Source organism: Kitasatospora purpeofusca, from assembly GCF_034043715.1.
In the GTDB taxonomy this organism is placed as follows: Bacteria; Actinomycetota; Actinomycetes; order Streptomycetales; family Streptomycetaceae; genus Kitasatospora; species Kitasatospora purpeofusca_A.
The window spans coordinates 1-14,719 of record NZ_JAXCLC010000115.1; the positions used below are offsets into that span (position 1 = coordinate 1).

Sequence of the window (14,719 nt, forward strand, 5' to 3'; positions counted from 1 at the left end):
CCCCCCGCGGGGGGGGGGGTCCCCGTACCCTGTGGGCCGGGGCCCCCCCCCGCTCCCGCGCGTGCGGCGGCTACTCGAAGGAGGGGCTCGCGGTGCGGGTCCTCTTGATCTCGTAGAAGCCCGGGGTGGAGGCCACCAGCAGCGTGCCGTCCCACAGCCGGGCCGCGGCCTCGCCGCGCGGGGTCGGGGTCACCACCGGGCCGAAGAACGCGACCCGGCCGCCGTCCGGGCCCTGGACCGCGATCACCGGGGTGCCGACGTCCTCGCCGACCAGGGTGATGCCCTCCTTGTGCGAGAGCCGCAGGGCCTCGTCGTAGGCATCGGTACCGGCCGCGTCCGCCAGCTCCACCGGCAGACCGGCCGCGGCCAGCGCCGCCTCGATCGTCTCCCGGTTCTGCGGCAGGCCCTGGTTGTGGAAGCGGGTGCCCAGCTCGGTGTACAGCCGGCCCAGCACCTCGTCGCCGTGCTTCTCCGCCGCGGCGATGCACACCCGCACCGCGCCCCAGGCGTTGTCCAGCAGCTCCCGGTAGTTCGCCGGCAGGTCGCGGTGCTCGTTCAGCACCGACAGGCTCATGACGTGCCAGTTCACGTCCACCGGACGGAGCTGCTGGACCTCGATCAGCCAGCGGGAGCTCATCCACGCCCACGGACAGGCCGGGTCGAACCAGAAGTCGGCGGTCTTGCGCTCGGTGGCGGCGGAATCAGCGGCAGTCGTCACGGCTGTCGTCCTTCGAGAGTCGTCCGGGAGTCGTCCGGGGGGAAAGCGGCGGGAAAGCGGAGGAAAGGCGGCAGGAAAGCCGCCGGGGCCGGAGCCGCGCGGACCCGCACGATCGCCCCGTCACCCCCAACACCCGGACCGCGCAGGTGATTCCGGCCCGCCCCGACGAATTGTGCAATGGTACCGGCGCGAGGGGCGTGAAAGGATGCCCCCGCAGCGCCACAGCGCGCCGCACCAGTGCACCAGCGAAGACCGCACCACCGTGCGAGCCGGACAAAGGAGTACCGCCGTGCCGGGCAAGAACCTGAGCCGCGACGAAGCCCAGCAGCGGGCCAGCATCCTCACCGTGGACAGCTACCGGGTCCGGCTTGACCTGACCTCGGCCCCCGATCCGGCGGCCGCCACCTTCCGGTCCACCACCACCGTCGCCTTCCGCTGCGCCGAGCCGGGCGCCTCGACCTTCGTCGACCTGCTCGCCCCCGCGGTCCGCGCCGTCACCCTCAACGGCCGCGCCCTCGACCCGGCCACCGCCTACGACGGCGCCCGGGTGCACCTCGACGGCCTGGCGGGCGAGAACGTGCTCACCGTCGAGGCCGACTGCGCCTACAGCCGCACCGGCGAGGGCCTGCACCGCTTCACCGACCCGGTCGACGGCGAGACCTACCTCTACACCCACTACGAGCCGGCCGACGCCCGCCGGGTCTTCGCGACCTTCGAACAGCCCGACCTGAAGGCGCCGTTCACCTTCACCGTCACCGCACCGGCCGCCTGGGACGTCCGCTCCAACGCCGCGCACGAGAGCGTCACCGAGGACGGCAACGCCCGCACCTGGGAGTTCGCGCCGACCAAGCCGATCTCCACCTACCTCACCGCGGTCGTCGCCGGCCCGTACCACGTCGTGCGCGACCACTACAGCCGCACCCTCGCCGACGGCACCGTGCTCGACATCCCGCTCGCCGCACTCTGCCGCAGGTCGCTCGCCCCGTACTTCGACGCCGACGAGATCCTCGGCGTCACCAAGCTCGGACTCGACTTCTTCCACGAGAAGTTCGACTACCCGTACCCCTTCGGCAAGTACGACCAGGCCTTTGTCCCCGAGTACAACATCGGCGCGATGGAGAACCCCGGCTGCGTCACCTTCCGCGAGGAGTTCGTCTTCCGCTCGAAGGTCACCGACGCCGCCTACGAGGCCCGCGCCAACGTCGTCCTGCACGAGATGGCGCACATGTGGTTCGGCGACCTGGTCACCATGCGCTGGTGGGACGACCTGTGGCTGAAGGAGTCCTTCGCCGACTTCATGGGCTCCTATGGGCTGGTCGGCGCCGGCACCCGCTACCAGGCCGCCTGGGTCACCTTCGCCAACCAGCGCAAGGCCTGGGCCTACCGGCAGGACCAGTTCCCCACCACCCACCCGATCACGGCGGACATCCGGGACCTCGAGGACGCCAAGCTCAACTTCGACGGCATCACCTACGCCAAGGGCGCCTCGGTGCTCAAGCAGCTCGTGGCGTACGCCGGCGCGGACGCCTTCTTCGAGGGCGCCCGCCGCTACTTCCGGCGGCACGCCTTCGGCAACACCGAACTCGCCGACCTGCTGGACATCCTGGAGGAGACCAGCGGCCGCGACCTCAAGTCCTGGGCCGCCTCCTGGCTGCAGACCGCCGGCGTCAACACCCTCACCCCGCAGCTCACCGTCGACGCCGAGGGCCGGATCACCGAACTCGCCGTCCTCCAGGACGGCGACGTCCAGCGCCCGCACCGGATCGCCGTCGGCCTCTACGACCGCGACGCCGACGGCGCGCTGGTGCGCACCGAGCGCTTCGAACTGGACGTCACCGACGCCCGCACCGTCGTCGACGGCGCCACCGGCCTCGCCCGGCCCGCGCTCGTCCTGCTCAACGACGACGACCTGACGTACTGCAAGATCCGCTTCGACGAGGAGTCGCTGGAGGCCCTGCGCACCGGGCTCGGCGACATCAAGGACGACCTGGCCCGCGCGCTCGCCTGGTCCGCCGTCTGGAACCTCACCCGGGACGCCCTGATGCCGGCCCGCGACTACGTCGCGCTGGTCCTGCGGTTCGGCGGCCAGGAGGCCAACATCGGCGTCCTGCAGTCGCTGCACGCCCAGGCCAAGACCGCCGTCGACCTCTACGCCGACCCCGCCTGGCGCGGCGAGGGCGGCCGGCTGCTCGCCGACAGCGCGCTGCGCGAACTGCGCGCCGCCGCACCCGGCAGCGACCACCAGCTGGCCTGGGCCCGGTTCCTCGCCCAGACCGCCAACGGCTCCGAGCACCTCGGCCTGGTCCGCGGCCTGCTGGCCGGCACCGCCCGGATCGACGGCCTGGAGGTCGACCAGGAGCTGCGCTGGGCGCTGTGGCTGACGCTGGCCTCGGCCGGGCACGCCGGCGAGGAGGAGCTGGCCGGGGAGCTGGCCGCCGACAACACCGCGAGCGGCCGCCGCCAGCACACCCAGTGCCTGGCCGCCCGGCCGACCCCGGAGGCCAAGGCCGCCGCCTGGTCCGCCGTGATCGACTCCGACGAGCTGCCCAACGCGCTGGTCGAGGCCAACATCGCCGGCTTCGCGGTGCCGGGCCACCGCGACCTGACCACCCTCTACGCGGCGCCCTACTTCAAGCTGCTGGAGCGGGTCTGGGCCGAGCGGACCATCGAGATCGCGATGCGGATCGTCGGCGGCTTCTTCCCGCAGGCCCAGGTCGACGAGGCCACCCTGGCCGAGACCGACGCCTGGCTGACCGGCCACCCGGACGCGGCGCCCGCGCTGCGCCGGCTGGTGCTGGAGCGCCGGGACGACCTGGCCCGGGCGCTGCGGGCGCAGGCCTGCGACCGGGGCTGACCGGCCCTGCGGCGACCCGTTCGGCCCCCGTCGCGACGCTCGTCGCGGCGGGGGCCGACGCATGTCCGGCCACCGGTGCGGGGAGGGCCGGTTCGGCGGGCGCGAAGGCGACCCGGTTCGGCGGGCGCGGGGCGGGCCCGGTTCGGCGGCGCGGGGCGGGCCCGGTTCGGCGGCGCGGGGCGGGCCGGTGGAAGACGGAGGAGGCCGGACCGCGGGTGCGGTCCGGCCTCCTCGGCGTCAGCGCGGTGGTCAGCCGTTGATCAGGCTGCGCAGCACGTACTGCAGGATGCCGCCGTTGCGGTAGTAGTCCGCCTCACCGGGGGTGTCGATGCGGACGACCGCGTCGAACTCCTTGTCACCGGCGACGACCTTGACGGTCTTCGGGGTGCGGCCCTCGTTGAGCTCGGTCACACCGGTGAAGGAGAAGGTCTCCTCGCCGGTCAGGCCCAGCGAGTCGGCGTTCTCGCCCTCCGGGAACTGCAGCGGGAGGACGCCCATGCCGATCAGGTTCGAGCGGTGGATGCGCTCGTAGGACTCGGCGATGACGGCCTTGACGCCGAGCAGCGCGGTGCCCTTGGCGGCCCAGTCGCGGGACGAGCCGGAGCCGTACTCCTTGCCGGCCAGGACGACCAGCGGGGTGCCGGCGGCCTGGTAGTTCTGCGAGGCGTCGTAGATGAACGACACCGGCGCGTCGGCCTGGGTGAAGTCGCGGGTGTAGCCGCCCTCGGTGCCCGGCGCGATCTGGTTGCGCAGGCGGATGTTGGCGAAGGTGCCGCGGATCATGACCTCGTGGTTGCCACGGCGCGAGCCGTAGGAGTTGAAGTCGCGCTTCTCGACACCGTTGGCGGTCAGGTACTGCGCCGCCGGGGTGCCCGGCTTGATGTTGCCGGCCGGGGAGATGTGGTCGGTGGTGACCGAGTCGCCCAGCTTGGCCAGGACGCGGGCACCGGCGATGTCGCTCACCGGGCTCGGGGTCTTGGCCATGCCCTCGAAGTACGGGGGCTTGCGGACGTAGGTGGACTCGGCGTCCCACTCGAAGGTGTTGCCGGTCGGGACCGGGAGCGACTGCCAGCGGTGGTCGCCGGCGAAGACGTCCTGGTAGCCCTTGTCGAACATGGCCTCGTCGATGGAGCCGGCGACGGTGTCGGCGACCTCCTTCTCGGACGGCCAGATGTCGGCGAGGAAGACGTCGTTGCCGTCGGCGTCCTGGCCCAGCGCGTCGCGGGTGATGTCGATGTTCATGTTGCCCGCGAGGGCGTAGGCGACCACCAGCGGCGGGGAGGCCAGGTAGTTCATCTTGACGTCCGGGTTGATCCGGCCCTCGAAGTTGCGGTTGCCGGAGAGCACCGAGACGACCGCGAGGTCGGCCTCGTTCACGGCGGCCGAGACCTCCTCGGGCAGCGGGCCCGAGTTGCCGATGCAGGTGACGCAGCCGTAGCCGACCAGGTTGAAGCCCAGCTTCTCCATGTACGGGAGCAGGCCGGCCTTCTCGTAGTAGTCCATGACGACCTTGGAGCCCGGCGCCAGGGTGGTCTTGACCCAGGGCTTGACCGTCAGGCCCTTCTCCACGGCCTTCTTCGCCAGCAGGGCGGCGCCCAGCATGACGGAGGGGTTGGAGGTGTTGGTGCAGGAGGTGATCGAGGCGATCACGACCGCGCCGTTGTCGATCTCGTAGGACGAGCCGTCGGGAGCGGTGACGGCGGTCGGCTTCGAGGCCTCGGCGGAGTAGGCCGGCAGCGCCTCGGCGAACTTCTCGGCGGCCTCGGCCAGGACCACACGGTCCTGGGGGCGCTTCGGGCCGGAGATCGACGGGACGACGGTGGAGACGTCCAGCTCGAGGTACTCGGAGTAGACCGGCTCGACCGACGGGTCGTGCCAGAGGCCCTGCTCCTTGGCGTACGCCTCGACCAGGGCGAGCTGCTGCGCGTCGCGGCCGGTGAGCTTCAGGTAGTTGATGGTCTCGGCGTCGATCGGGAAGATCGCGCAGGTCGAGCCGAACTCCGGCGACATGTTGCCGATGGTGGCGCGGTTGGCCAGCGGGATCGAGCCGATGCCGTCGCCGTAGAACTCGACGAACTTGCCGACCACACCGTGCTTGCGCAGCATCTCGGTGATGGTGAGCACCAGGTCGGTGGCGGTGGTGCCGGCCGGCAGCTCACCGGTCAGCTTGAAGCCGACGACGCGCGGGATCAGCATGGAGACCGGCTGGCCGAGCATCGCGGCCTCGGCCTCGATGCCGCCGACGCCCCAGCCCAGCACGCCCAGGCCGTTGACCATGGTGGTGTGCGAGTCGGTGCCGACGCAGGTGTCCGGGTAGGCCTGGCCGCCGCGGACCATGACGGTGCGGGCCAGGTGCTCGATGTTCACCTGGTGGACGATGCCGGTGCCCGGCGGGACGACCTTGAACTCGTCGAAGGCGGTCTGGCCCCAGCGCAGGAACTGGTAGCGCTCCTTGTTGCGGCCGTACTCGATCTCGACGTTCTGGACGAAGGCGTCCGGGGTGCCGAACTTGTCCGCGATGACGGAGTGGTCGATGACCAGCTCGGCCGGGGCCAGCGGGTTGATCTTGGCCGGGTCGCCGCCCAGCTCCTTGACGGCCTCGCGCATGGTGGCGAGGTCGACCACGCACGGCACGCCGGTGAAGTCCTGCATGATCACGCGGGCCGGCGTGAACTGGATCTCCTGGCTCGGCTGGGCGTCGGCGTCCCAGTCGCCGAGGGCCCGGATGTGGGCGGCGGTGATGTTGGCGCCGTCCTCGGTGCGGAGGAGGTTCTCCAGCAGCACCTTGAGGCTGTAGGGCAGCCGCTCGGACCCCTCGACGGCGGAGAGCTTGAAGATCTCGTACGACTCGTCGCCCACCTGCAGCGAGCTGCGGGCGTCGAAGCTGTTCGCGGACACGACTGACTCCTTCTAGGTGCTTCGTGCGGTATCCGGCCGCCACGGTGGTAAGGTCAGCCTTACTTAGGCTTACCTTGCCCGCACCGCCGGTGAGCGCCTCTCGGCAAGTATCTTGATGTCGAGACATATCTTAAGGCGGAGTTATCTCGATGTCGAGATAAACCATAGTGCATGGCGCCGCGTCCGCCACGTCGGCACCACGTCCAGCCTGCCCCCTCCCCCCGGGGTCGCGCCACGCGCCCCCCGTGCCGCGCGCCCGCCGCGTCGCGGGCCCTTGCCGGGGCCCCGCCAGCGTGGCCGGCGCCCCGATAGCGCGGCCGGTGCTTCGGTGGCGTGACTGGTGCTTCGGTAGCGTGGCCGGTGACCGACACGCCGAACGGGCCGGGGGCCGACCGATGATCGTGGTGGACGCGTCCGCGCTGGTGCTCGCACTGGCCGACGAGGGCGAGCGCGGCACCGCCGCCCGCGCCGAACTGGCCGCGGGCGGGGAGTGGATCGCGCCCGAGCACATCGTCATCGAGGTGATGCAGTCCCTGCGCGGCCTCTACCTGGCCCGCGAACTCGACGCCGAACGGGTCGGCGAACTCGCCGCCGAACTGCCCCGGCTGGCGATCCGCAAGGTCCCGGTCGAGCCGCTGCTCGGGCGGATCTGGGAACTCAAGGACAACCTCACCCCGGACGACGCCGCGTACGTGGCGGTGGCGGAGCTGGTCGGCGCACCGCTGGTCACGGCCGACCTGCGGCTGATGCGGGCGAGCGGGCCCCGGTGCGCGATCCGGGGGATCGGCCGGTCCGGCGGTTAGCGCGGACAGGGGCGGGCAGGGCGGGCAAGGAGCTGACAGGCGCAGGCAGGGCGGGTGCGGGGCTGCTCGCGCGGGGCGGGTGGGACCGCCGGGCGTGTCCGAGGTGCCCGCGGGGCCGTTGAACGGGATGCCAGGTCCGCCGCGCCCCGACCCGGGTGCGCGCGCCCCCACCCGAAGAGGTCCGCCGATGCCCGCTCCGCTCGCCGCCGCCCTGCTCCCGCTCGCCCTGCTGGCGCCCGCCGCCTCGCCGGTCTCGGTCACCGAGGCCGACTTCGACCCGGCCACCGCCTTCCTCCCGCCGACGGCGATCAGCCACGCGCCGGACCTGGTGCCGTTCGGCTCGCACGTGCGGGTGATCGTCGACCGCTCGGTGCCCGGCCACACGATCCTCACCATGAGCGTGTCCGGGGTCGCCGCCGACCACGAGTTCCCGGTACACCTGCACACCGGCTCCTGCGGGGCCGACCCGGCCGCGTCCGGCCCGCACTACCAGGACGCGGTGGACCCGGTCAGCCCGTCCACCGACCCCGCCTACGCCAACGACCGCAACGAACTGCGGCTCGCCCTGCGCACCGACGAGCGGGGCGACGCTACCGCCGCCACCTCGGTGGCCTGGCGGCCCCGGCCGGGCGAGGCCCGCTCCCTGGTCCTGCACGCGGGGACCCCGAACGGCGCGCACACCGCCGCCGAGCGGGCCGCCTGCGTGAACCTGGCGGACCTGGACGACGGCGCGCAGTAGCCGGGGCGCTCGCCGTTCGGCGCTCGCCGTTCGCGGGGCGCGTTCGCGGGGCGGCGTCGTCGGGGCGCCGTCGGTGGGGCGCCGTCGGTGGGGCGCCGTCGGTGGGGCGCCTCAGCTGCCGAGGGTCGCGACGAGGACGGCCTTGATGGTGTGCAGCCGGTTCTCGGCCTGGTCGAAGACCACGGAGTGCGCCGACTCGAACAGTTCGTCGGTGCACTCCAGCTCGGCCAGGCCGGTCTCCTCGAACAGCTGTCGGCCGAGCACCGTGCCGAGGTCGTGGAAGGCCGGCAGGCAGTGCAGGAACTTCACCCGCGGATTGCCCGTCGCCCGCACCGTGTCCATCGACACCTGGTACGGCCTGAGCAGCGCGATCCGCTCGGCCCAGACCTCCTTGGGCTCACCCATCGAGACCCATACGTCGGTATAGAGGAAGTCGGCGCCCGCGACACCCTCGGCGACGTCCTCGGTGAGGGTGATCCGGGCCCCGCTGTCCCCGGCCAGCGACTCGGCGGCCTTGCACACCTCCTCGTCCGGCCACAGCGCGCGCGGCGCGACGATCCGGATGTCCATGCCCAGCAGCGCGCCGGTCACCAGCAGCGAGTTGCCCATATTGGAGCGGGCGTCACCGAGGTAGGCGAGCGTCACCTCGGTGAGCGGCTTGGTGATGTGCTCGGTGACCGTGAGCACGTCGGCCAGCATCTGGGTGGGGTGCCACTCGTCGGTGAGCCCGTTCCAGACCGGCACTCCCGCGTACGCGGCCAGCTCCTCGACCACCGCCTGACCGTGACCCCGGTACTCGATGCCGTCGAACATCCGGCCGAGCACCCGGGCGGTGTCCTTGATCGACTCCTTGTGCCCGATCTGGGAACCGGCCGGGTCCAGGTAGGTGGTGGTGGCGCCCTGGTCGTGCGCGGCCACCTCGAAGGCGCAGCGGGTCCGGGTGGAGGTCTTCTCGAAGATCAGCGCGATGTTCTTGCCGCGCAGCCGGGGCTGCTCGGTGCCCGCGTACTTCGCCGCCTTGAGCGAGGCGGCGAGGTCCACCAGGAAACGGAACTCCTGGGGGGTGAAGTCGAGCTCCTTGAGGAAGTGTCTGTTCCGGAGGTTGTACGCCATTCCGGGCTCCTGTGGTGACGGCGACGGTGACGGTCGGGTGACTGGAAAGCGGCAAGTCTATACGATGCTCAGAATTTGTATGCACTGATACCCCTCCGCCGGGCCTGCCCCCGTCCGCCTTTCGGCCGGCCGCCACCCGGGCGCCACCCGGCCGCGGGCTCACGGTCGCCGGCTCACGGTCGCGGGTCCAGCGGCTCGGACTCCAGGGCGAGGACCGCGAACACCGCCTGGTGCACCCGCCACAGCGGCTCCCCGGCTGCCAGCCGGTCCAGGGCCTCCAGGCCCAGGGCGTACTCGCGCAGCGCCAGCGAGCGCCGCAGACCGAGCGCGCCGCCGGACGGCCGGTCCGGGCGGTCCGGGTGGCCCGCGTGCTGCGGGCGGACCGGGCCGTGGACGAGCCTCAGCCACTCGCGGCCTCTGACCAGCACCGCCGGCTGCACCAGCCCGCCCGGGCGGCCCTCCCCCGGAGCCGTCCGCGTCGGCGACACCGACGGACGGACCACGATGCCCGCGCCGCCGCCCGCCGTCAGCTCCTCCCACCAGGCGACGGCGGCGGCCGTGGACGCCTCGTCCGCCGTGTCCACCCAGCGGTGGGCCGTCCGGTGCAGCGCGGCGCGGGTATCGCGGGCATCGCGGGCATCGCGGGCATCGCGGGCCGTCCGGACGGTGGAGGCCGTCCGGTCGGCCTCGACCAGGCGGTCGATCCGCGCCAGGTGCTCGCGCTCGGGACCGGTCGCGAGGTTCGCCCCCTCGGCGGCCAGCAGCCGGAACGGAGCGAGCAGGGGACGTCCCGGCGCCGGGGCCCGCCGGTGCGCCTCGGTGAAGTCCCGCAGGTCCGCCGCCAGGCCGCGCTGCCGGTCGAGCACCCCGGCGACGTCGAGCCCCCGGGCGGCAGCCCGTTCCAGCGCGGCCAGCACCGGCGGCAGGAACGCCCCCGCCGACGCCACGACCGCCGCGTTCCGGGCCTGCCGGGACGCCCCGGGAAGCCCTGCGCCGGCCGGGCCGACGTCGGCGGTGGAGGCGGGCAGCCCCGTCAGGGCGGCGTCCAGCAGCAACCAGCCGCTCCCCAGCTCCTCGAAGAGCCCCGACCGTTCCGCCGCCGCCCGCAGCCGGGCCAGCAGCTCCGCCTCCTCCGCCCGGCCGAACAGCGCCCGGCCGGTCCGCGACCAGACCGCCCCCGGACCCGCCGGACCGAACCTCCGCGCCAGCGCCGCGTCGTCCCGCGCCACCAGCACCACCGCGCGCGGCCCCGGCAACAGCTCCGCACACAGCACCCGCCCCACCCCGTCCGCCCGGTACCCGGCGAACGCCTCGTCCGGATGCTCCGCGAAACCCGGCCGGCGCCCGGCAGCCACCGGCGGCACTGACGGCGGCAGGTACACCAGCAGCCGGGGATCGACCGCGGACCGTCCCACCGTCTCCAGCGCCGCCGCGGCGTTCTCCGGCCGCACCGCCACCGTCCCGTGCAGCGCCGTCTCCACCGTGTGCGGCCCCGCCACGTCCGCCACGTCCAGCGGACGCCCCTCCCGGCCGCCCGGCGCACCGCTCAGCAGCGGCCGGACCGGCTCGTACCACCGGCGCTCCGCCTCCACCCGCACCAGCTCGCGCTCCGGGTACCGCAACGCCGTCAGCGCGCCGCCGAAGACGCAGCCGGTGTCCAGGCACACCGTGTTGTGCAGGAAGCTCGCCACCGGCAGCGGCGTGTGCCCGTACACCACCAGCGGCCGTCCCCGGTACTCCTCGGCCCAGGCCTGCCGCACCGGCAGACCGTAGTCGTCGGTCTCCCCCGTCGTGCCGCCGTACAGCGCGTGCGACCGCACCCGGCCCGAGGAACGGCCGTGGTACCGCTCCGGCAACCCCGCGTGGCACACCACCAGGGCGCCGCCGTCCAGCAGGTAGTGGTCGGCCAGGCCCCGCACGAACTCCCGCACCTCGGCCCGGAAGCCCGCCGGCTCCGCCCCCAGCTGCTCCATCGACTCCCGCAGCCCGTAGGAGAGGGTCACCCGGTCGCCGTCCAGGGCGCGGGCCACCTTCAGCTCGTGATTGCCCGCCACGCAGAGCGCGTGGCCCGCCGCCACCATGCCCATCACCAGGCGCAGCACACCCGGGGTGTCCGGGCCCCGGTCGACCAGGTCGCCGACGAACACCGCGGTCCGGCCGACCGGCGGCACCGCGTCCACCGGGCGGCCCGCCGCGTCCCGCACCAGCCGGTAGCCGAGCCGGCCCAGCAGCGTCTCCAGTTCGGACCGGCACCCGTGCACATCGCCGACCAGGTCGAACGGGCCGGCCAGGTGGCGCAGATCGGCGCGCCTACGCTCCAGCACCACCTCGGCGGCGGCCGCCTCGGCCGCCCCGCGCAGCACATGGACCCGGCGGAAGCCCTCCTTGGCCAGACCCGGGAGGGAGGCGCGCAGCTCCCGGTGCTGGCGCGGGATCACGTACGCCGGCAGCTCACGGTCAGGACGGGTGCGGTTGCGCTCGGCGCACACGCCCGGCGGGACGTCGAGCACGATCGCCTCCGCCCGCGCGTCGTGCTCCCGGGCGACGGCGAGCAGCTGCTTGCGGGCGTTCACCTGCAGATTGGTGGCGTCCACGACGGTCAGCCGGCCGGCCGCCAGGCGCTTGCCGACCAGGAAGTGCAGCAGCTCGAAGGCGTCCGCGGTGACGGACTGGTCGTTCTCGTCGTCGCCCACCAAGGCGCGGCAGGTGTCGGAGGACACCACCTCGGTGGGGCGGAAGTGGCGGCGGGCGAAGGTCGACTTGCCCGCGGCGCTGGTGCCGACCAGGAGGACGAGGGAGCCCTCCGTCAGGAGGAGGACGGGGTGGGGCTCGGGCGTGGGAGCGGGGGCGGGGGCGCGGTCGGGGGCGCGTGCCGGTGCGGGCGTGGGAGCGTTGGGTGCGTCGTCGGGCCGGGTCATCGGGGCCCACCTCCTCCGGGGGCCGGGGTACCGCGTTCGAACAGGGCGAGCAGGGGCGGTCGGGAGGCCGGCGGGGCTCCCGGGGTCGGCGGACCTTCCGGGGTGGCCGGGGTCGACGGGGCCGCCCCGGGGCGGAGGGTGACGGCGTAGCCGTACCCGGCGGCCGTTCGGCGCGCCCAGGCAGCGAAGGCCGCCCCGTCGGCGCCGGACGGCGCGGTCGCCACCACGGCCGGCGGGCGGGCGGCGCCGAACACCGCGTGCTCCAGGTACGCCGGGTGTGCGGCGGGCGTCACCCGGTCCGTCGTCCCGGTCGCGGCCGGGATCGCGGTCCCGGGGGCGGTCGCGGTCGCGGCCTCGGGGTCGGGGGCGGTCAGGGCTTCGGCCGGGGCTTCGAACACCATCGCGTCGAACCCCGTCCGACGGGAGTCCGCGTAGACCGGCGCGCCCTGCACCAGACGAACCCGGGTACGGCCCGCTCCGCTCCGCAGCTCCCACTCCGGCGCCGGGTCCGTCGTCCGCTCCAGCCCCAGCCGGCGGGCGGCCACGGCCAGGGCCGCCGGTGAGACGTCCACGCCCAGCAGTTCGGTGAGACCGCCGTCCGCGAGCAACCCCGCGAGCAGTTCGCCGTCGCCGCACCCGAAGTGCACCACCCGCCTCGCCCCGACTTCGCCCAGCGCGGCCCGTACTGCCGCCCCGCCGTCCCCGCCGTCCTGGCCGTCCCCGCCCCACGCCACGGCGTGGCCGTGCCGGGCCAGGCGGCGGGCGATCACGGCCCGCTCGGGGTGGACGGCGAGCAGCCCGTCGACATCCGCGCGCTCCGGCGGCACCCAGTGGTGCGCGGCGCCGTCCAGCACCGGCAGCAGCGCCGCCACTTGCCGCAGCGCCTCGGCCGGCCGGACCGCCGGCGCGGCCAGCCGGAGCCGCAGGTAGGGCGCATTACCGGCGGGGGCGGCGTCCAGCGGCAGTTCCACCGCCTCGACCCGCCAGCCGAGCGGCTCGAACAGCCGCCGCGCCAGTGCGACACCGTCGCCACCGCCCGGGGCGGGCTCCGGCTCCCGGTCCGCGCGGACGACCGGCAGCTCGATCTCCAGCGGCAGCACCTCGTCCCCGTCCGGCCCGTCCGACCGGGGCGACTGCCCGAGCAGCTGCCGGAACACCGTCCGCAGCACCGCCGCGAACACCGAGGAGGCCGCGTACGGGCGATCGCCGGCGTGCGCGTCCGACCCGGCGTGCGGTCGGCCCTTGCCCCGGCGGCCACGGACCAGTGCCTCCGGGCCGGCTTCCACCAGCAGGACTGCGGTGCAGCGCTCCGCGTCGGCCTCGGGGAAGAAGACGTGCGCCTCACCGAACGCGGTCGCGACCCGGTGCACCGCGTCCGGCCGCCGGTGCAGCAGGCGCGCCAGATCGGTGGCCGGGCGTCCGGCGGGACCGGCGGCTCCGGGGGGACCAGCGGCTCCAGGGGCTCCGGTGGTGGAGATCGACATGAACACCCGTCCGAGTATCGCCGAGCCGCGACCGCCCGACCGCCGGATTTCCTCCGGTGCGTCGCGTCCCGCCGATCTGTCCGGACGGTGAGCGCGTTCGGCAACGGCCGCCCTGATTCGTTAACGTGCACGATGTGACTGCTGAATCCACCTCCCCCGTGAGCGGCGCCGTTGCCGCAGGTCTGGCCACCATCGCCGCGGACGGCACCGTCCTCGACACCTGGTACCCGGCCCCCGCGCTGACCGCCGCGCCCGGCCCGGCCGGGACCGTCCTCCTGACCGCCGAGCAGGCCGAGGCCGAGCTCGGCGCGGGTGCCGCCGAGGCACTGCGCGCCGACGCCCGCCGCGGCGTCGAGGTGGTCGCCGTGCGCACCGCCATCTCCTCGTTGGACGAGAAGCCCCTCGACGCGCACGACGCCTACCTGCGTCTGCACCTGCTCAGCCACCGCCTGGTCCAGCCGCACGGTCTGAGCCTGGACGGTCTCTTCGGGCTGCTCGCCAACGTGGCGTGGACCAGCATCGGCCCCGTCCCGGTGGACAAGGTCGAGCAGGCCAGGCTGGCCGTGCGCGCCCAGGGCGGGCAGCTCGCCGTCTACGGGATCGACAAGTTCCCGCGGATGACCGACTACGTCGCCCCCTCCGGTGTGCGGATCGCCCACGCGGACCGTGTCCGCCTCGGCGCGCACCTGGCCGTCGGCACCACCGTGATGCACGAGGGCTTCGTCAACTTCAACGCGGGCACGCTGGGCACCTCGATGGTCGAGGGCCGGATCAGTGCCGGCGTCGTGGTCGGCGACCACAGCGACATCGGCGGCGGCGCCTCGATCATGGGCACGCTGTCGGGTGGCGGCAAGCAGGTCGTCTCCGTCGGCGAGCGCTGCCTGCTCGGCGCCAACGCGGGCATCGGCATCTCGCTCGGCAACGACTGCGTCGTCGAGGCCGGGCTCTACGTCACCGCCGGTACCCGGGTGACCACCCCGGGCGGCACCGTGGCCAAGGCCGTCGAACTGTCCGGCCAGGACAACCTCCTGTTCCGCCGCAACTCCCAGACCGGCGCCGTCGAGGTCATCGCGCGCTCCGGCTCCTGGGGCGGTCTCAACGCCGACCTCCACGCCCATAACTGACGCCACCCGCCCCTGAGGGACCGGCTCCCGGTGCCGGGGGGGGGGGGCCCCCGCGCCGGGGCCCCCCC

The 14,719-nt window shown here is 73.9% G+C and carries 9 protein-coding genes; 4 read left to right on the forward strand and 5 right to left on the reverse strand.

Annotated features, from left to right (window positions below; all coding sequences use genetic code 11):
* Positions 1 to 70 precede the first annotated feature (70 nt).
* The gene (locus SM793_RS34690; RefSeq protein WP_413816102.1) at positions 71 to 718 is read right to left on the reverse strand and encodes a disulfide bond formation protein DsbA; all 648 of its coding nucleotides are present in this window, start codon (positions 716 to 718) and stop codon (positions 71 to 73) included.
* A 289-nt stretch (positions 719 to 1,007) separates the two neighbouring features.
* Here SM793_RS34690 and pepN point away from each other — a divergent pair, with 289 nt between their 5' ends.
* Positions 1,008 to 3,572, forward strand: coding sequence for an aminopeptidase N (gene pepN, locus SM793_RS34695; RefSeq protein WP_320442315.1), 2,565 nt, complete (start codon positions 1,008 to 1,010; stop codon positions 3,570 to 3,572).
* A 249-nt stretch (positions 3,573 to 3,821) separates the two neighbouring features.
* On the opposite strand, the gene acnA is transcribed toward pepN, so the two are convergent.
* Positions 3,822 to 6,470 (reverse strand): aconitate hydratase AcnA, encoded by a 2,649-nt coding sequence (gene acnA / locus SM793_RS34700; RefSeq protein WP_320442316.1) that lies wholly within the window; start codon positions 6,468 to 6,470, stop codon positions 3,822 to 3,824.
* A gap of 353 nt (positions 6,471 to 6,823) precedes the next feature.
* Here acnA and SM793_RS34705 point away from each other — a divergent pair, with 353 nt between their 5' ends.
* Entirely contained in the window at positions 6,824 to 7,273 is a 450-nt protein-coding gene (locus tag SM793_RS34705) for a type II toxin-antitoxin system VapC family toxin (RefSeq protein ID WP_320442317.1), read from the forward strand.
* A 187-nt stretch (positions 7,274 to 7,460) separates the two neighbouring features.
* Positions 7,461 to 8,012, forward strand: coding sequence for a superoxide dismutase family protein (locus SM793_RS34710; protein ID WP_320442318.1), 552 nt, complete (start codon positions 7,461 to 7,463; stop codon positions 8,010 to 8,012).
* A gap of 111 nt (positions 8,013 to 8,123) precedes the next feature.
* Here SM793_RS34710 and argF read toward each other — a convergent pair whose 3' ends face one another.
* The 3 genes from argF to SM793_RS34725 form a co-directional block, all read right to left on the reverse strand.
* Positions 8,124 to 9,125, reverse strand: a complete 1,002-nt coding sequence (gene argF / locus SM793_RS34715) for an ornithine carbamoyltransferase (RefSeq protein ID WP_320442319.1) — start codon at positions 9,123 to 9,125, stop codon at positions 8,124 to 8,126.
* A 173-nt stretch (positions 9,126 to 9,298) separates the two neighbouring features.
* A complete protein-coding gene (locus SM793_RS34720) occupies positions 9,299 to 12,043 on the reverse strand; it encodes a polynucleotide kinase-phosphatase (RefSeq protein ID WP_320442320.1) in 2,745 nt (914 codons plus the stop codon).
* A complete protein-coding gene (locus SM793_RS34725; RefSeq protein WP_320442323.1) occupies positions 12,040 to 13,527 on the reverse strand; it encodes a hypothetical protein in 1,488 nt (495 codons plus the stop codon). The genes SM793_RS34720 and SM793_RS34725 overlap by 4 nt, the downstream gene beginning before the upstream one ends.
* Before the next feature lie 134 nt (positions 13,528 to 13,661).
* Here SM793_RS34725 and dapD point away from each other — a divergent pair, with 134 nt between their 5' ends.
* Positions 13,662 to 14,651, forward strand: a complete 990-nt coding sequence (gene dapD, locus SM793_RS34730; protein ID WP_413816103.1) for a 2,3,4,5-tetrahydropyridine-2,6-dicarboxylate N-succinyltransferase — start codon at positions 13,662 to 13,664, stop codon at positions 14,649 to 14,651.
* Positions 14,652 to 14,719: the final 68 nt, after the last annotated feature.

What these genes read in the sequence shown, in the direction of transcription:
- SM793_RS34710 (WP_320442318.1), top strand. Translation starts at nt 7,461, where the DNA reads ATGCCCGCTCCGCTCGCCGCCGCCCTGCTCCCGCTCGCCCTGCTGGCG.
- argF (WP_320442319.1), bottom strand. Translation starts at nt 9,125, where the DNA reads ATGGCGTACAACCTCCGGAACAGACACTTCCTCAAGGAGCTCGACTTC.
- SM793_RS34720 (WP_320442320.1), bottom strand. Translation starts at nt 12,043, where the DNA reads ATGACCCGGCCCGACGACGCACCCAACGCTCCCACGCCCGCACCGGCA.
- SM793_RS34725 (WP_320442323.1), bottom strand. Translation starts at nt 13,527, where the DNA reads ATGTCGATCTCCACCACCGGAGCCCCTGGAGCCGCTGGTCCCCCCGGA.